This window comes from Candidatus Ancaeobacter aquaticus, assembly GCA_030765405.1.
Classification (GTDB): Bacteria; Auribacterota; Ancaeobacteria; order Ancaeobacterales; family Ancaeobacteraceae; genus Ancaeobacter; species Ancaeobacter aquaticus.
The window spans coordinates 1-17,510 of sequence record JAVCCP010000041.1; the positions used below are offsets into that span (position 1 = coordinate 1).

The window sequence follows — 17,510 nt, forward strand, 5'->3', positions numbered from 1 at the left end:
CTTCTCTCAGGCTTCGCATAATTCGTTGCCTTACTATGCGCTGAGTTCTGTACCGACCTGCTGGTTAGGCTTTAGTCGGGCTGGTTTTCCAGCTTGCTTACATTAGCTTTCTTGGCGCACGGGACAGTATACTTAATTATTTGGTATAGCATTCAATACTTAATGATATAAAATTAAGTATACTGTCCCCTTAATTTTAACTATACTTCTGGGTAACAAAACAAAAAGGATTCCCATGGCTTTGCAATGCGGTATTGTTGGATTACCAAACGTCGGAAAATCTACGCTTTTTAATGCACTCACAAATGCACATGCGGACGTGTCGAATTACCCGTTTTGCACAATTGATCCTAATGTGGGTGTTGTCCACGTTCCCGATACAAGACTTTCACAAATCTTTGAACTCATTAAAACAGATAAAATAATTCCCACAACATTAGGGTTTATTGATATTGCCGGCCTCGTAAAAGATGCTCATAAAGGTGAAGGCCTGGGAAATCAGTTTTTGTCACATATCCGTGAAGTCGATGCACTTCTTCATATTGTCCGTTGTTTTAAGGATGATAATATTGCACATTCTTCCGGATCAATTGATCCAGTGCGTGACATAGATATCGTCTCAACTGAACTCATCTTAGCTGATTTACAAACTATAGAAAAAGTTATTGCGCGTATTGCGCGACTCGCTAAGACCGGAGACAAACATGCACTAGAAGAGCACAAATGTGCAGATAAAATATTACATCACTTAGAAGAAAATAAGCCCGCGTACACGCTTCCTACATCAAAAGAAGAGGACAAAACAGTAAAACAGTTTAATCTATTAACGTCTAAGCGTGTTTTGTATGTTGCAAATGTCAGTGAAGAACAACTTGCTTCTGATGATGATATTGTAACATCATTAAAAACGTATTTAGCAACACAAAACGCCATGCCCGTTAAGATGTGTACAAAAATAGAGGCTGAATTACTTGAACTATCACCTGAAGAACAGTGTCAGTATCGTGAAGAACTTGGTTTATCTTCTTCGGGGCTTGATATCATAATAAAAGAAAGCTACGATTTACTTCATCTGATAAGCTTCTTTACCCACAATGAAAAAGAGCTTCGTTCGTGGACAATACTGAATGGGACGAAAGCGCCACAAGCTGCAGGAAAAATCCACACTGATTTTGAACGAGGGTTTATTCGTGCGGAAGTAACACGCTTTGAGGATTTTATCTCATGCGGAGGTGAACAGAATGCAAAAGCTAAAGGTCTTGGCCGCATCGAAGGAAAAGAATATTGTGTTACCGATGGCGATATAATCTTGTTCAGGTTTAACAGATAGTCACTATTGTTGCAACTCTCCATAAAAGCAATCTACATCATAATCAGTCAGCTTCACTGAAGCAAAAGTGTTTAAGAGCTCGCTTGTCCCCTTCACCTTGACCCGCTGATAATTTTCGGTAAAACCGCTATAGACACCTTCTTCACACTCTTCTTCAAAGAGCACCTGTTTCACTAAACCCAGCTGAGTACGCCTAAACATAAATGCTGTATCATTGGTTATAAAATCAAGAATAAACTCCCTGCTTTGCATCTCTTCCGGAGATACCCTATCCGGGTAATCGCACGCTTTTGTTCCCTTCCGTGCACTAAAGGGAAAAACATGTACTTTTGAAAATAGATTCTCACCTATAGCTTTAACTGAATGGTCAAAATGTTCCATTGTTTCACCGGGAAACCCAATTATGAGGTCAGTACTAATAGCACACTGAGGGAAATATTTCTTAAAGCAATCAATGATCTCTTTGTACTCACTATAGGTATAGTGCCTGCCCATTTTCTGAAGAATTTTATCATCACCGCTTTGAATTGGAATATGAAAATGCGGGCATAGTTTTTGTATCGTTGATAACTGCTCGATAAGAGACGGTGTAATATTCATAGGTTCTATCGAGCTCAAACGTATACGAAAGTCTCCTTCAATATCGGATAATGCTTTTAACACCTCAATGAGAGAGCAGTTTTTATCTGACTCAGCACCATAACTTCCCAGATGTATTCCTGTTAAGACGATCTCTTTATAGCCATTATTTATTATCGCTTGTGCTTCACGGACAACAGCTGATACATCTTTACTCTCAACTTTTCCTCTGACATAGGGCACCTTACAATACGTGCAAAACTCGTTACACCCATCCTGAATTTTTAGAAATGCGCGTGTACGACCCTCAAAACGAGTAATACCGCTTACTCCATCATACTCTTTATCCTTATTAATATATTTTAAGATGTTTGTTTTATACTCATTTTCAGCAATATAATCAACCCCATCTATATCTTCAATTGCCACTCTGTCACCATCAACATAACATCCGGTAACAACAACTTTTGCACTTCCTTTTTGTTTGATCATTTTACGAATCGTGTTACGGCACTTTTGATCCGTTTTACCTGTTACCGTACAGGTGTTTATCACTATAAGACTGCCATCTCCAGCAGGAACATCATTCCCCGAACATTCTTTATACCCGTTCTTTAAAAGCTGTTCACGGATAAGCTGGCTGTCATACTGGTTTACTTTACAGCCAAGTGTTTCAATGCGAAAATACTTAGTGGTTTCCATAGTTAAAACCCCGTTTCATATTTTATAATGAGGGCAGCTGCAATAGCTGCTGTTTCTGTACGAAGAATTGTTTCACCAAATGAGAATTCCTGAAATCCATTTTCCTGCGCCTGCGCAATTTCACTTTTCTCAAATCCCCCTTCAGGACCAACAACGACACAAACGGATCCCGCCACTAAGACCTGCTTCTCTTGCATAATTGATTTGAGCAACGTTTTCCCGCTTTCATATGCAATAAGCTTCATCCCTCCAGCATGTTTGTTATGTACGTAATCACTAAACTCCATTATTTCTGTAATAGCCGGAATATCCGCGCGACCGCACTGTTTGGCAGCCTCTATTGCTACTTTTTTCCATTTTTCTTTTTTTACTTCATCATCCTTAACCTGCACCACGGTTCTTTTCGTAACTAATGGAACAATAACATCCACTCCGATTTCGGTAAGTTTTTGCACTATGAGAGACATCTTCTTGCCCTTAGCTAATGCAACAGCAACAGTGATGTATACCGACTCAGCATTAGTCTCACACTCTCTTTTCTTTACTATTTTCGCGGCAACCGCATTGTCTCCACATTCATCAATATACGCATCGTATTCACAACCTTCTCCATCAAAGACAGTGATACTATCACCCTGCTTTAAACGAAGAACATTAATAAGATAATTTACCTGAGTCGCATCAAGTGGGACCACGAGGGGATGTTCAGAAATAATATCAGCTGGAATGTGAATTCGTTTATGTGACATACTCTTGGCGTAATCTATATTATTAAAATGAATCGATCAACACAAACTCACGTGGCGCTGACCGTAAAACGTCTTTACCATACATATCAATCACTGCAAAACTTAAACCACTTCTTTGCTTTTTTGATAAAGGATTGGCTTATAGGGTGCACTTCCTCACCGCTGATTTCAGCAAACTGAGTTAAAAGAGATTTCTGTTCAGAAGTAAGATTCGTCGGTGTCTCAACAACCACGCGCACAATTTGATCTCCTCTACCATAACCGCGTAAATCGGTAATACCCTTACCTTTTAAACGGAATAATTTTCCTGTTTGTGTCCCTTCAGGGACTTTCAAGGTTGTTTTGCCTTCAAGTGCCGGTATTTCTACAGCGCTCCCTAAAGCTGCTTGCGTAAAACTGATAGGCATTTCACATAAAATATCGTCTCCATGCCGTTCAAATATTTCGTGTTTTTTAACATGTATGACAATATACAGGTCCCCGGCTTCTCCACCGCGAGCTCCATCCTCACCCGCACTGGTCATACGCAAACGAGACCCGGACTCTACACCAGCAGGTACTTGTACTGACAATTCTTTCTTTATATGAATACGGCCATCTCCACGGCACTTTTTACAGGGGTTTTCAATGACTGAACCGATACCGCCACATTTTCCGCATGTTCTCAGAATATTAATAAAACCGGCATTGCTTGTTACTTGCCCTGAACCACCACAACTTTTACAGGTCGTTTTTTCCGTCCCTGGCTCGGCCCCCTCACCTTTACAGCTCTGACAGGTTGTTAGTTTCGGTATTTCAATCGTCTTTTCAGTACCAAATGCGGCTTCTTCAAAATCTATCTCAAGATCATAGCGTATGTCCGAGCCATGTATCGCACCCCTTTTACCTGGTGCCTGCGTATCATCACCAAAGAATGCATCAAAAATCGAACCACCGCCGCCACCACCGCCAAAGTTACCCATAAAAGTACGGAGAGCTTCTTCAAGATCAATCCCAAAACCCCCGCCGCCGCCAAAACCGCCGGCACCACCGCTCACGTACGCATCGTGACCAAACTGGTCATAACGCATTCTTTTTTCAGGATCTCCCAGAACCTCATAGGCAACGGTTATTTCCTTAAACGTTTCTTCTGCTTGATGATCTCCCGGATTCTTATCAGGATGATATTGAACGGCAAGTCTTCGGTATGATTTTTTTATTTCACCATCTGTCGCTTCTGTTGTTACTTCTAAAATCTTATAATATGATCTCTTTATCTGCATAATCTCGATCCTTTACATAAATAAAAATGCAGGAATATATCGATTAGCCTTACGTGTTAAAAGATATATCCCTACACTTGTTTACAACTTATTTTTTATCGCCTTCACCGACATCTTCATAGTCTGCATCAACGACATCATCATCTTTCTTCTTCCCAGCATCCGGACCGGCACCTGCTGCACCTGCACCTTCAGGACCTTGCTGTCCTGGATTTGCCTGCTGGTATTTTTCACTCGCTTCTTTATACATTATTTCAGATATTTTATGTGAAGCTTGCGTCACTTCTTCCATTGCTTTTTTGATATTTTCAACGGAACCGCTTCCCAGAATCGACTTAAGGCTCTCTATCGCCTTTTCTACTTTTTCTTTTTCTTCAGCTTCTACTTTATCTCCGCATTCTTTCACTGTTTTCTCTGTAGTGTAGACAAGCGTATCGGCTTGATTGCGGGTCTCAACTTCTTCTTTCTTTTTCTTGTCTTCATCAGCATGCGATTCAGCTTCTTTAACCATCTTCTGAATCTCCTCATCTGAAAGCCCGCTGGACGCTTCAATCTTAATCTTCTGCTCCTTACCTGTTGCAAGGTCCTTTGCAGACACGTGGACAATGCCATTTGCATCGATATCAAACGTTACCTCAATTTGAGGAACGCCACGCGGTGCGGCAGGAATACCAACAAGATCAAATTTACCAAGTGTTCTGTTATCACCAGCCATTTCGCGTTCACCCTGTAAAACATGAATACTTACTGCAGTTTGACTATCCGCCGCAGTAGAAAAGATCTGGCTTTTGCGTGTCGGAATAGTAGTATTTTTCTCAATGAGACGTGTGCTTACATTGCCGAGTGTTTCGATCCCAAGTGAAAGCGGTGTCACATCAAGAAGCAATACATCTTTTACATGACCGCCTAAAACTGCGCCTTGTATTGCAGCACCGATTGCAACAACTTCATCAGGATTAACACCCCTGTGCGGCTCTTTGCCTTTAAAGATGTCTTTTACGATTTGTTGAACAGCCGGCATACGTGTCATACCACCAACAAGAACCACTTCATCTACATCTTCAGGTTTAAATTTACCGTCTTTCAACACTTGATAAACAGGACCTTTTATCCTTTCAAGCAAATCTTCCGTTAACTGCTCAAGCTTTGCTCGTGATAAAGACATGTTTAAATGTTTTGGTCCGCTTGCATCAGCAGTTACAAACGGCAAACTGATTTCAGTTTGCATAGTAGATGAAAGCTCGATCTTTGCCTTCTCAGCACCTTCTTTTAATCTTTGAAGAGCCATTTTATCACTTCTCAGATCGATTCCCTGTTCCTTTTTAAACTCAGCAGCAAGCCAATCAATAATTTTTTGATCAAAATCATCTCCACCAAGATGAGTATCACCGTTTGTTGCCTTTACCTCAAAAACACCCTCACCCAATTCAAGAACAGAAATATCAAATGTACCGCCACCGAGATCAAATACTGCTATCTTCTCATCTTTTTTCTTTTCAAGCCCGTATGCAAGAGATGCCGCAGTCGGCTCATTGATAATACGTAATACCTCAAGACCAGCAATCTTTCCGGCATCTTTTGTTGCCTGTCTCTGGCTATCATTAAAATACGCAGGAACAGTAACAATTGCTTTATTTACTTTTGTTCCAAGAAAATCTTCAGCAGTTTGTCTCATCTTCTGCAAAATTATCGCAGAAATTTCAGGCGGGGTATACGTCTTACCAGCTGCTTCAATTACCGCATCACCATCGGCCGACGCAACGACTTTATACGGAACAATCTTTTCTTCAGCTTTCACTTCAGATTCTTTGCGCCCCATAAAACGTTTGATCGAGTAAACAGTATTATCCGGATTAGTTACCGCTTGACGTTTTGCTGCAGCACCAACAAGTCTTTCACCAGCCTTAGTGAATGCAACGGTAGAAGGTGTCGTTCTTCCGCCTTCAGCGTTGGGAATAACCACCGGTTCACCGTTTTCAACGATTGCAACACATGAATTTGTAGTTCCTAAATCGATACCAATAATTTTTTCAGACATAGTATTGTCCTCCTTTTTCTTTTATGTTTATAAAAGCAAGTAATATGCCAATAATATCCCAGACCAAAATTTGCATAAACAATTAATAATTAAGCGGATAGGAATAACGGTAATTTGGGATAAACGGCACACAAGAGACATTATGTCTCAACGTTAAGTTTATTACTCGTCTTTGACACTATCTTGAGTAGCAGCTTCCTCTGAAGATGACAGTGGTTTTGCCACTTTTACCATAGAAGGGCGAATCAGTCGATCATTCAGCAAATACCCTTTTTGCATTTCCTCAACAACAACATTTTCAGGATACTCATCGGTTTCTTCGCTCATAACAGCTTCGTGTTTATGCGGATCAAATTCCTCACCAACCGATGTTATAGTCTTCAACCCCACACTTTCCAAATATTTGTGGAATTGCCCATCGATTAGCCCAATGCCTTCTTTAACCTTGAGAACATCAGACGTATCGGTAATATTCATAACTGTACGATCAAAATTATCGAGTATTGGGAATAACCCTTTTATAAAATCTGTATTAGCAAATTTTAAAATATCGCTTTTATCTTTTTGTACACGTTTACGGTAATTTTCAATATCAGCCAAAGATCTCATAAACTTGTCATGATTTTCATCTGCCTTATCGGCTTTATCTTTTAGCGCAGTATACTCATCATGAGTTAAGGTTACATCTTTTTTCTCAGCCTTTTTGTCTTTTATCTCGTCCGGTGCTTTTTCTTCTTCATGTTTTTTCTTATGCTTCATCATTATCATCCCTCAAAAATTGTTAATGTATCGATATTGGAATTGAAATAATAACAGAGGTTATTAATTTGTCAAATAGTTTCAATTTCTGCTATGATCATCTTGAGCGCTTTTTTAGGATCGCTGTGTGCAAGAACAGGGCGCCCGATAACTAGGTAATCGCTCCCTGCCCGTATTGCTTCAATCGGCGTCATGGTTCTTTTCTGATCACCGCTTTGCGACCATTCAGGCCTGATCCCAGGAGTTAAGATAATAAAATCTTTTCCGCATGCACGCCTTATTGTCCGTATCTCTTGAGCGGATGCAACAACACCGTTTAGCCCGGCATTCTTTGCGAGTTTTGCAAGATGAACAACCTGTTTTTTAATTTGTCTTCTTATATTAAGTTCATTCTTTAATATTTCATCATTAAGACTGGTGAGACACGTTACTCCTAAAATGCTCGGCATGGTAACACCCTTTTTGAGTGAAACTATTTCAGCACCGCTTACCGCCTCTCTCATCATGGCAGTGCCACCTGATGTATGAACATTAAATATATCAACACCGAGTGCAGTTGCAGACTCCGAAGCCTTTCTCACGGTATGAGGAATATCATGAAATTTGAGATCGAGAAAAACCTTACAACCATTGTCTTTTACCATCTTAACAACATCCGCTCCCTCTGAAGTAAAGAGCTGACTACCAATCTTAAAGAAAGAAACATCACCTTTAAGCATCTTCACATACTTCTGTGCCGAGCTAATATCCTCAACATCCAGCGCTATAATTATCTCACCCTTCATATTTATCTCCATTTATTACTACTTATTAATCTTTATTATCTTTTATCCCCCCGTTATATCCACCGCGTAGGTGGAACAGAGGCTGTTCCACCTACGCGGTGGATATAAAAAAAAAGGGGGGGGGAGGTGGCGTAGCACAAGTTTTTAGTTGAGTTTTGTTTTTAGTTGGTTGATGTCTTCAATGTCTTTGTCTTGCAAGTACTCTTCCAATCCTTTTATTATTTCATATGGTGCCTTCGGATTATAAAAGTTTGCTGTACCGACGCTAACTGCTGTTGCTCCCGCTAGTAAAAACTCTAATGCACTTTCAGTATCTTCAATACCACCCATACCTATTATTGGTATATCATATTTTTGCGCTAACTGCCATACCATTCTTACCGCGACAGGTCGTACGGCAGGACCACTCAACCCACCGGTAATATTTCCGATCTTTGGTTTCATTGTATTTACATCAATAGACATCCCAAGCAAGGTATTTATTAGACTCACTGCATCCGTTCCGGCTTGAATCGCAACTTTTGCAAATACTTTAATATCTGTTACATTCGGTGAGAGCTTTGTAATAATCGGAAGCTCGGTTACTTTACGAACTCTGTGCACTACATCAAACGTCGCTTTAGGATCCACACCAAATGCTATACCGCCTTTTTTTACATTTGGACACGATATATTAATCTCAAATGCTGATGCGATACCGGTTTCAGCGATCTTCTCAGTGAGTTCAGCATATTCACGTGGCGAGTCACCGGCAATATTTACAATGATCGGCATTCTAAGGGTTTTTAAAAACGGCAGTTTGTTTTTAACAAACATATCAAACCCGGGATTCTGGAGCCCAATAGCATTTAAAATACCTGAGGGTGTTTCAACAATGCGTTGTGGCGGATTTCCTTTTCTCGGATTGAGCGTTATCGTCTTAGTAACTAAAGCACCAAGTTTTTCTATATCAACACATTTAGCATATTCTTCGCCAAACCCGTACGTTCCAGAACTCACCAGTACCGGGTTTTTTAAACTCAGTGACCCAATATTAACTTCCGTGTACGGTTTTCTTGTCATATGCTATTCCCAAATAATTGTGCTGGCCTCAAAAACTGGGCCCTCTTTACAAACTCTCTGATACTCATACCCATCAGGCGCTTCATCGCTGACTACCTTAACAACACATCCCATGCATGCACCAATACCACAGGCCATATATTCTTCAAGTGATACCTGGCACAACACATCGCTATCCTTAGCAATCTCTGATACCGCTTTGAGCATACCTTTAGGGCCGCATGTATATATCACCTTACCGTCACTACCCTCAGCGAGCTCATTTTTTAGCAACTCTGTTACCAATCCTTTTTCACCAATCGAACCATCATCTGTTGCTATGCGCACATCACACCCTATACCAGAAAAAGCGTCCTGACAAACAAGTTCATCTTTATTTTGCGCGCCCAACAACACTGTTACATTCTTGCCGATTTTTTTTGCTAACAAATAAAGTGGCGCAATACCAACTCCACCACCAACAAGAATTGCCTGAGCACCATCCTTTATTTCAAAACTATTTCCTAAAGGCCCCATAACATCTATCGATTCACCCGCTTGGGCAGTAGTCAAAGCTGAGGTACCTTTACCGACAACCTTATATATGATTGAAAGTCGTGTACCGTCAGTATCATACACACTAAACGGACGACGAATCAAAAGACTTCTACCATGCACACGAAGAGATACAAACTGCCCGGGAACAATCTGACTGGCAATATCACGCGCTGAAATCTGCAAATAATAATAATTCTCGTTTATTTGCGCATTTTTTACTATCTCATATTCTTTTTGCACTATATTCATTATGAAGGTATTCCCATATGATATTCTTGCAATGCTTTAACCGTTAGTTTTCTCTTTGCCATTTCATCAATACCGTTAACCACTGCTTGCGCGGCTGATAATGTAGTAATGATCGGAACATTATGCGCAACGGCAGTTGATCGTATCTTTACCTCATCTTCAAGAGGAATTTGCCCTGAAGGAGTATTAATAATAAGATCAATGTCATCGTTCTTAATATAATCCAATATGTTTGGACGTCCCTCACTTACTTTAAAAAGCGGTACAGCATCAATCCCGTTATTCTTGAAAACTTTTGCGGTCCCGCTAGACGCAACTATTTTATACCCAATATCAAGTAATCGTTTAGCAATAAATACTATTTTTCGTTTATCTTGATTTTTTACACTGATAAATACTGTGCCACTCATTGGCAATTTCTGCCCGGTACCCATCTGCGATTTTGCAAATGCAAGCCCCATAACTGAATCGATACCCATTACTTCACCCGTTGATTTCATTTCAGGCCCGAGAAGAATATCGACTCCCGGAAACCGTATAAACGGTAAAACCGCTTCTTTGACAGAAAAATGATCTATCGTAACCTCTTCCGTAAAACCAAGTTCTTTCAATGTTTTTCCTGCCATCACTTTTGCCGCAATTTTTGCAAGCGGCACACCGATCGATTTACTCACAAACGGTATCGTTCGTGATGCACGCGGATTCACTTCAAGTACATATATAACATCATTTCTTACCGCAAACTGAATATTCATCAACCCCTTAACATTCAGCTCAAGAGCTAATACATGCGTGTCCTTTTTGATCTTTGCCGCAATCTCATCTGAAAGAGAAAAATACGGAATTATGCATGCGCTATCACCGGAATGTATTCCCGCTTCTTCAATGTGCTCCATTACCGCACCAACAACAACAGTTTCTCCGTCAGATACTGCATCAACATCTATTTCAACCGCATCTTCAAGAAACTTATCGACCAAGATCGGATGATCAGGTGACACCTTTACTGCATGGGTCATATATTCAACGAGTGACGCCTCATCAAAAACTATTTTCATTGCTCGACCACCCAAAACATATGAAGGTCTCACAACAACAGGATAGCCAATATCCTTTGCAATACTTATCGCTTGATCAGTATTTATCGCGGTACCATTAGCTGGTTGGATCAGACCAAGCTTTTTAAGCATCTTCTGAAATTTCTCTCTGTTCTCAGCGACATCTATACTTTCAGGAGATGTACCAATAATATTTACCCCTGCTTTTTTAAGCCTTAATGCAAGATTAAGCGGGGTCTGCCCACCTAACTGTACAATTGCACCAGAACATTCTTCACGTTCATAAATATTTAATACATCCTCAAACGTAAGCGGCTCAAAATATAATTTATCCGACGAATCATAATCAGTGGATACTGTCTCCGGATTACTGTTAACCATTATTGTTTCATACCCGTCCTCTTTTAAAGCAAATGATGCATGCACACAACAATAATCAAACTCGATACCCTGGCCAATTCTATTTGGCCCGCCACCAAGGATCATAATTTTCTTTTTATCAGTTTTTCGTACTTCATCATCAGTTATCTGGGCTACATTCCCTGCATCATCAACATGATAAAACGGCCGTTGATAAGTAGAATAATAATATGGTGTATACGCCTCAAACTCAGCTGCACAGGTATCAACAAGCTTATATACAGGCTCTATCCCCATCTCTTTTCTCATAGAACGCACTGCAATTTCATCTAACCCTGTTAAGCACGCAATCTGCACATCGGAATAACCGAGTTCTTTTGCCCTAAAAAACAATTCGTGTTCATTTTTTAAAGATTGAGGATCTTTAAACGCCTTTACCTTTTCTTTAAACTCCACCTCAAAATCAATGATATCTTTAATATTATGTAAAAACCACTTATCTATCTTTGTGAGATCAAATATATCTGAGACAGTAAATCCTGTTTTAAACGCTTGAACAATTGCAGATATTCTATCTTCACGCGGCACAAGAAGTTTTTGCCTGAGTTCGTCTCTGCTGGTTGTCGTAAGCTCCATAGCATCGGCAACAAGACCAAACCGCTTTATTTCAAGGGACCGCATCGCTTTTTGCATTGCCTCCTTAAACGTAGACCCGATAGACATCACCTCACCGACAGATTTCATCTGTATCGCTAAAGTAGAATCAGCACCCGGAAACTTTTCAAATGCAAATCGCGGTATCTTAACCACACAATAATCTATTGATGGCTCAAAACATGCAGTTGTTTCTTTCGTAATATCATTGGGTATTTCATCTAAGGTGTATCCTACGGCAAGTTTTGCGGCTATCTTTGCTATAGGAAAACCTGTCGCCTTTGATGCAAGTGCAGAGCTTCTGGATACACGAGGGTTCATTTCAATTATGACCATGCGGCCATTAGCAGGGTTGACTGCAAACTGTATATTCGACCCTCCTGTTTCAACACCAATTGCACGAATAATTTTTTTAGATGCATCACGCATTTCCTGATAACATTTATCAGAAAGTGTTTGTGCAGGCGCTACCGTGATACTGTCACCGGTATGGATCCCCATCGGATCAAAGTTTTCAATAGAGCATATGATAACGACATTATCTTTTTTGTCGCGCATCACCTCAAGTTCAAATTCCTGCCACCCCAATAAACTTTCTTCTATTAACACTTCACTTACCGGACTGTATTCAATACCTTTTGCGACAATAGTTTCATATTCTTCTTTATTGTATGCGATACCGCCACCAGTTCCCCCTAAAGTAAAACTAGGTCTTATGATAAGCGGATAGGTGCCGATGTCGCTGGCAATCTTGCGTGCATCTTCAAGGTTTTTTGCATACCCCGACTTTGGCAGATCAAGACCGATCTCAATCATGGTCTTTTTAAAAAGTTCTCGATCTTCACCTTTTTTAATAACATCAGCTTTCGCGGCAAGCATTTCAACATTGTATTTATCTAATATTCCTTTATCAGCGAGTTCAATCGCAACGTTAAGGCCAGTTTGACCTCCAAGTGTTGGAAGAACTGCATCAGGACGCTCTTTTTTAATGATCATTTCAATAATCTCTGCAGTAATCGGTTCAATATATGTCTTATCGGCAAATTCAGGATCAGTCATAATGGTTGCCGGGTTACTGTTGATCAAAACAACTTCGTATCCTTCTTCGCGTAACGCTTTACATGCCTGCGTTCCCGAATAGTCAAATTCACATGCCTGACCAATAATGATCGGTCCTGATCCTATAAGTAAAATCTTTTTTATGTCTGTACGCTTTGGCATGTACTATTCCTAATTTCTCATGTCTAATTTTTGTGTTTTTCCATTAGTTCTGTAAACATTTCAAATAAATATTCTGAATCATGCGGTCCCGGTGAAGATTCCGGATGATACTGCACACTGAAAAGCGGTTTTTGTGTATGCCGTAATCCTTCACAGGTTTTATCATTTAAATTGATATGTGTCTGGTCAATCTCTTTTGGTAATGTCTTCATATCTATTGCAAACCCATGATTTTGAGAAGTGATTTCAACTCTTTTTGTGGGGATATGCATAACCGGTTGGTTTCCTCCACGGTTACCGAATTTCAACTTATATGTTTTGCCGCCTAACGCTAAACCAAGGAGCTGATGCCCAAGGCAAATCCCAAATATTGGAACCTTACCAATACACTGACTGATTGTTTCTACTGCATACGGTAAGCCTTCAGGGTCTCCGGGACCGTTTGACAAAAATAAGCCGTCAGGTTGTATCTTCATGATCTGGTCATATTTTGTTGATGCCGGAAATACATGACAATCGCATCCACGTTGACGTAACATGCGAAGAATATTCAACTTTATTCCAAAATCCATTACTGCAACCTTGTATTTTTTCTTTGGCAAGGGAACAGTTTTATCTCCCGGCAACCACTGAGGGCTTAATACATTATCTGGGTCCCAATGGTATGTTTCTTTTGAGGTTACTTCCTGCACAAGATCACGTCCAACAAGACCGGGCGATTTTCGCGCTTTTTCAACAAGTGTCTTTAAGTCAGCTTCGACCGTTGTGATAATACCTTTTAACGCGCCATTGATGCGTGTCCGCCTCGTTATTGCACGGGTGTCTACTCCTTCAATACCGATAATATTATTTTTCTTTAAGTAGTCATCTAGAGACATGTTCGAACGATAATTACTAAATATAGTGCTCTTCTCATGAACAACAAAGCCTTCAACCCATGGACGGCATGACTCAACATCAATATCGTTGATACCATAGTTACCTATCAAAGGATAGGTCATGGTAACGATTTGCCCCTTGTAGGAAGGATCGGTAAGAATTTCCTGGTACCCCATCATACTGGTATTAAAAACAACTTCTCCGTCTTTCTCTCCTGTCGCACCAAACGCACGCCCCACAAAAACTGATCCATCTTCTAACGCTAAAAATGCTTTCATGAATTCGTTCATCGCCTTTCGTTCACACCCATAAAATTTATAAATAAATTTTTCTGGGTATTGTCCCCGTAGGGGATCGTTCATCGCAAAAACTTTTTCCTTTTGCCGTTTTACTTATTAATATCATAAACGGTTTTACCGTTTACGATTGTCATATACACTTCACCCTTAAGTTTCCATCCATGAAACGGGGTGTTCCTACTTTTTGATGCAAATGTATTTTTATCCACAACATACTCTTTTTTCGTATCAACAACAGTGATATCGGCAAAACATCCCTTCCCTAAAGATCCTCTTTTATCGAGCTTGAATATTCTTGCCGGGTCAGTAGAAAACTTTTTTACAAGATCAGTTAAACTTAATACCTTCTTTTCAACAAGCTCAGTTATCGCAAGGCCAACTGCTGTTTCAAGACCAATAATACCAAATGGTGCGTAACTAAACTCAAGATCTTTTTCATAATCGGTGTGCGGCGCGTGATCCGTTGCTATAACACCAAGCGTCCCATCTTTTAATCCTTCAATAATACTTTCTCTATCTTTTGCGGTTCTTAGCGGAGGATTCATTTTTAGGTGGGTGTCATATGAAGTTAAAACCTCATCAGTGAGAGAAAAGTAATGTGGCGCTGTCTCAGCAGTTACCTTTACGCCTGCTTTAATTGCATCACGTATCAGCGCAACACTACCCGCAGTACTCGTATGAGCGATATGAATTTGTGCACCGGTATGCTTACTCAATATTAAATCACGTGCAACCATAACGTCTTCTGCAGCATTAGGAATACCGGCAAGACCAAGAACAGTAGACCAATACCCTTCATTCATGGCACCTTTTTTCGCTAAACTCTTATCTTCACAGTGTAAAATGAGCGGTAACCCAAACATCGTCGCATATTCCATTGCGCTGCGCATTAAATCCGAATCATCGACTGAAAAACCGTCATCTGATACCGCTACAACACCGGCATCTTTTAGTTCTGCCATTTCAGAAAGTTCTTTACCCTCCTGTTTCTTTGTAATTGCTCCAACAGGAAAAACATTGACTACTCCTTCGCTTTTAGCTTTTGCATGTATAAATTCTACCGTTTCAGAATTATCAATTACCGGATACGTGTTAGGCATACAAAAGACAGCGGTAAAACCACCTTTTGCCGCGGCTCGAGTACCGCTTGCAATTGTTTCTTTATCTTCCCTACCTGGTTCACGTAAATGGGTATGGACATCAATAAAACCGGGAAACACGTGCTTCCCTGTCAGATCAATTGTTTCCACTCCTTCTCCTACCGTAATATCTTTTGCTACCTCACAAATATTATTTCCTTTAATAAGAATATCACTAATACCATTAATATTATTTGCGGGATCAATCACATGCCCATTTTTTAATAGTTTTTCCATACAGCACCTACCTATTCATCATTATCTGCAAACTTATTCTTTTTTATACTCGACACTAAAAACAAAACTGCCATCCGAGTTGCAAGACCATTAGTCACCTGATCAAGAATCACCGACTGAGGACCATCTGCAACCTCACTTGATATTTCAACCCCTCGATTGATCGGTCCTGGATGCATGACAATAATATCTTCTTTTGCACATGAGAGTTTTTCTTTTGTCAGGCCATATAACCGCGCATATTCACGTATTGAAGGAAACACATTACTCATAAGCCGTTCATTCTGTACACGCAACATGTACACCACATCTACCTCTCGCAAAGCACTCATAAAATCTGTCTGTACCGTTACCCCCATCTGTTCTATACCGGCTGGAATCAATGTCCGCGGCCCAACAACAGTAACTTCTGCACCCAGTTTTGTCAGCCCCCATATATTTGATCGGGCAACCCTACTGTGGGTAATATCGCCAACAATGGCGACTTTTAAGCCTTCAATTTTTCCCTTTTTCTCTTTCAACGTATATAAATCGAGTAAGGCCTGCGTCGGATGTTCGTGAGATCCATCTCCCGCATTAATAATAGATACGTCAGGGAAAGCATTGGCAACAAGCTGTGGCGCACCAGAATCAGAGTGGCGTATAATAATAATGTCTGCCTTGAGCGCTTGAAGGTTACGTATCGTATCTTTGAGTGATTCACCTTTTGTAACACTACTTGTCGGTGATGAAATATTTAAGATGTCTGCGCTTAATCGTTTTGCTGAAAGCTCAAATGATGCCCGTGTACGTGTGCTTGGTTCGAAAAAGAAGTTTACTACAGTCTTACCACGCAAGGCCGGCACTTTTTTGATCGGCCGAAGAGATATCTCTTTAAACGAATCGGCAGTTTCTAAAAGTAGCTCTAGTTCTTCTTTCGACAGATCCCGTATCGTTAAGAAATCTTTTTTTGTCCAGACAGCCATAGCTTTCCCCTCTACTCATCAACAACAATGATTTCTTCTTCATTATCAGTATCTTGCAACTTTACTTTTACACTTTCATCATTTGATGTCGGAATATTTTTTCCTACATAATCCGGTCGAATCGGCAGTTCCCTATGACCCCGGTCAATAAGTACCGCAAGCTGAATTTTTGCCGGCCGACCAATATCAATCAAGGCATCAAGCGCAGCACGTATTGTCCTGCCCGAAAAAACCACATCATCTACAAGAATAATAATTTTGTCGGTAATATCAAAATTAATTTCCGTTTTCTTCACTTCAGGCTGTTTTTGTCTTAGAGCTAAATCATCACGATAAAATGTAATGTCTAATGCACCCATTGGCACTTTGATCTTCTCAATATCATTGATGCATTTTACAATACGTTCAGCAATATACACACCGCGTGTCCTGATCCCCACAATAATAATATCATTTGCGCCTTTATTCTTCTCAAGGATCTCATGACTGATACGGATTATTGCCCGTTCAATCGCCTTATCATCCATTATCAGCTTATCTTTCATCTTTTCTCCACTCCATATATTCTAATTTTATGCAAAAAAAAAGACTGCTATCAGTTATTGATAGAGTCTTCATTGATCTTTTGTATACGTTTTTTCATTTT

14 protein-coding genes are annotated in these 17,510 nt (G+C 40.2%); 1 reads left to right on the forward strand and 13 read right to left on the reverse strand.

All coding sequences use genetic code 11. The features are described from left to right. Positions 1-235: 235 nt before the first annotated feature. Entirely contained in the window at positions 236-1,330 is a 1,095-nt protein-coding gene (gene ychF / locus P9M13_05030) for a redox-regulated ATPase YchF (protein ID MDP8262648.1), read from the forward strand. A gap of 3 nt (positions 1,331-1,333) precedes the next feature. On the opposite strand, the gene mtaB is transcribed toward ychF, so the two are convergent. From mtaB to pyrR, 13 genes are all read right to left on the reverse strand, one after another. After that, the gene (gene mtaB / locus P9M13_05035; GenBank protein MDP8262649.1) at positions 1,334-2,611 is read right to left on the reverse strand and encodes a tRNA (N(6)-L-threonylcarbamoyladenosine(37)-C(2))-methylthiotransferase MtaB; all 1,278 of its coding nucleotides are present in this window, start codon (positions 2,609-2,611) and stop codon (positions 1,334-1,336) included. A gap of 2 nt (positions 2,612-2,613) precedes the next feature. Beyond that, positions 2,614-3,360, reverse strand: a complete 747-nt coding sequence (locus P9M13_05040; GenBank protein ID MDP8262650.1) for a 16S rRNA (uracil(1498)-N(3))-methyltransferase — start codon at positions 3,358-3,360, stop codon at positions 2,614-2,616. Between the two features lie 86 nt (positions 3,361-3,446). Next, positions 3,447-4,622 carry a molecular chaperone DnaJ gene (gene dnaJ / locus P9M13_05045; GenBank protein ID MDP8262651.1) on the reverse strand — a complete coding sequence of 392 codons (1,176 nt, stop codon included), beginning with the start codon at positions 4,620-4,622 and terminating at the stop codon, positions 3,447-3,449. An 88-nt stretch (positions 4,623-4,710) separates the two neighbouring features. Further along, a complete protein-coding gene (dnaK, locus tag P9M13_05050; GenBank protein MDP8262652.1) occupies positions 4,711-6,660 on the reverse strand; it encodes a molecular chaperone DnaK in 1,950 nt (649 codons plus the stop codon). Positions 6,661-6,822: 162 nt separating this feature from the next. Then, entirely contained in the window at positions 6,823-7,422 is a 600-nt protein-coding gene (gene grpE / locus P9M13_05055; GenBank protein ID MDP8262653.1) for a nucleotide exchange factor GrpE, read from the reverse strand. A 68-nt stretch (positions 7,423-7,490) separates the two neighbouring features. Beyond that, on the reverse strand, positions 7,491-8,204 hold the full coding sequence (pyrF, locus tag P9M13_05060; protein ID MDP8262654.1) for an orotidine-5'-phosphate decarboxylase: 714 nt from the start codon (positions 8,202-8,204) through the stop codon (positions 7,491-7,493). A gap of 144 nt (positions 8,205-8,348) precedes the next feature. Next, entirely contained in the window at positions 8,349-9,266 is a 918-nt protein-coding gene (locus P9M13_05065) for a dihydroorotate dehydrogenase (protein ID MDP8262655.1), read from the reverse strand. Positions 9,267-9,269: 3 nt separating this feature from the next. Next, positions 9,270-10,052: a dihydroorotate dehydrogenase electron transfer subunit gene (locus tag P9M13_05070; GenBank protein ID MDP8262656.1), complete on the reverse strand. Its 783-nt coding sequence runs from the start codon at positions 10,050-10,052 to the stop codon at positions 9,270-9,272. Beyond that, positions 10,052-13,345 carry a carbamoyl-phosphate synthase large subunit gene (carB, locus tag P9M13_05075; protein ID MDP8262657.1) on the reverse strand — a complete coding sequence of 1,098 codons (3,294 nt, stop codon included), beginning with the start codon at positions 13,343-13,345 and terminating at the stop codon, positions 10,052-10,054. Before carB ends, P9M13_05070 begins: the two co-directional genes overlap by 1 nt. Positions 13,346-13,368: 23 nt before the next feature. Continuing rightward, entirely contained in the window at positions 13,369-14,514 is a 1,146-nt protein-coding gene (carA, locus tag P9M13_05080) for a glutamine-hydrolyzing carbamoyl-phosphate synthase small subunit (GenBank protein MDP8262658.1), read from the reverse strand. Positions 14,515-14,612: 98 nt separating this feature from the next. Continuing rightward, positions 14,613-15,899, reverse strand: coding sequence for a dihydroorotase (locus P9M13_05085; protein ID MDP8262659.1), 1,287 nt, complete (start codon positions 15,897-15,899; stop codon positions 14,613-14,615). An 11-nt stretch (positions 15,900-15,910) separates the two neighbouring features. Continuing rightward, positions 15,911-16,864: an aspartate carbamoyltransferase catalytic subunit gene (locus P9M13_05090; protein MDP8262660.1), complete on the reverse strand. Its 954-nt coding sequence runs from the start codon at positions 16,862-16,864 to the stop codon at positions 15,911-15,913. An 11-nt stretch (positions 16,865-16,875) separates the two neighbouring features. Next, complete coding sequence (gene pyrR / locus P9M13_05095; protein ID MDP8262661.1) at positions 16,876-17,409, reverse strand: bifunctional pyr operon transcriptional regulator/uracil phosphoribosyltransferase PyrR; 534 nt, start codon at positions 17,407-17,409, stop codon at positions 16,876-16,878. Positions 17,410-17,510 lie beyond the last annotated feature (101 nt).

What these genes read in the sequence shown, in the direction of transcription:
- ychF (MDP8262648.1), top strand. Translation starts at nt 236, where the DNA reads ATGGCTTTGCAATGCGGTATTGTTGGATTACCAAACGTCGGAAAATCT.
- mtaB (MDP8262649.1), bottom strand. Translation starts at nt 2,611, where the DNA reads ATGGAAACCACTAAGTATTTTCGCATTGAAACACTTGGCTGTAAAGTA.
- P9M13_05040 (MDP8262650.1), bottom strand. Translation starts at nt 3,360, where the DNA reads ATGTCACATAAACGAATTCACATTCCAGCTGATATTATTTCTGAACAT.
- dnaJ (MDP8262651.1), bottom strand. Translation starts at nt 4,622, where the DNA reads ATGCAGATAAAGAGATCATATTATAAGATTTTAGAAGTAACAACAGAA.
- dnaK (MDP8262652.1), bottom strand. Translation starts at nt 6,660, where the DNA reads ATGTCTGAAAAAATTATTGGTATCGATTTAGGAACTACAAATTCATGT.
- grpE (MDP8262653.1), bottom strand. Translation starts at nt 7,422, where the DNA reads ATGATGAAGCATAAGAAAAAACATGAAGAAGAAAAAGCACCGGACGAG.
- pyrF (MDP8262654.1), bottom strand. Translation starts at nt 8,204, where the DNA reads ATGAAGGGTGAGATAATTATAGCGCTGGATGTTGAGGATATTAGCTCG.
- P9M13_05065 (MDP8262655.1), bottom strand. Translation starts at nt 9,266, where the DNA reads ATGACAAGAAAACCGTACACGGAAGTTAATATTGGGTCACTGAGTTTA.
- P9M13_05070 (MDP8262656.1), bottom strand. Translation starts at nt 10,052, where the DNA reads ATGAATATAGTGCAAAAAGAATATGAGATAGTAAAAAATGCGCAAATA.
- carB (MDP8262657.1), bottom strand. Translation starts at nt 13,345, where the DNA reads ATGCCAAAGCGTACAGACATAAAAAAGATTTTACTTATAGGATCAGGA.
- carA (MDP8262658.1), bottom strand. Translation starts at nt 14,514, where the DNA reads ATGAACGAATTCATGAAAGCATTTTTAGCGTTAGAAGATGGATCAGTT.
- P9M13_05085 (MDP8262659.1), bottom strand. Translation starts at nt 15,899, where the DNA reads ATGGAAAAACTATTAAAAAATGGGCATGTGATTGATCCCGCAAATAAT.
- P9M13_05090 (MDP8262660.1), bottom strand. Translation starts at nt 16,864, where the DNA reads ATGGCTGTCTGGACAAAAAAAGATTTCTTAACGATACGGGATCTGTCG.
- pyrR (MDP8262661.1), bottom strand. Translation starts at nt 17,409, where the DNA reads ATGAAAGATAAGCTGATAATGGATGATAAGGCGATTGAACGGGCAATA.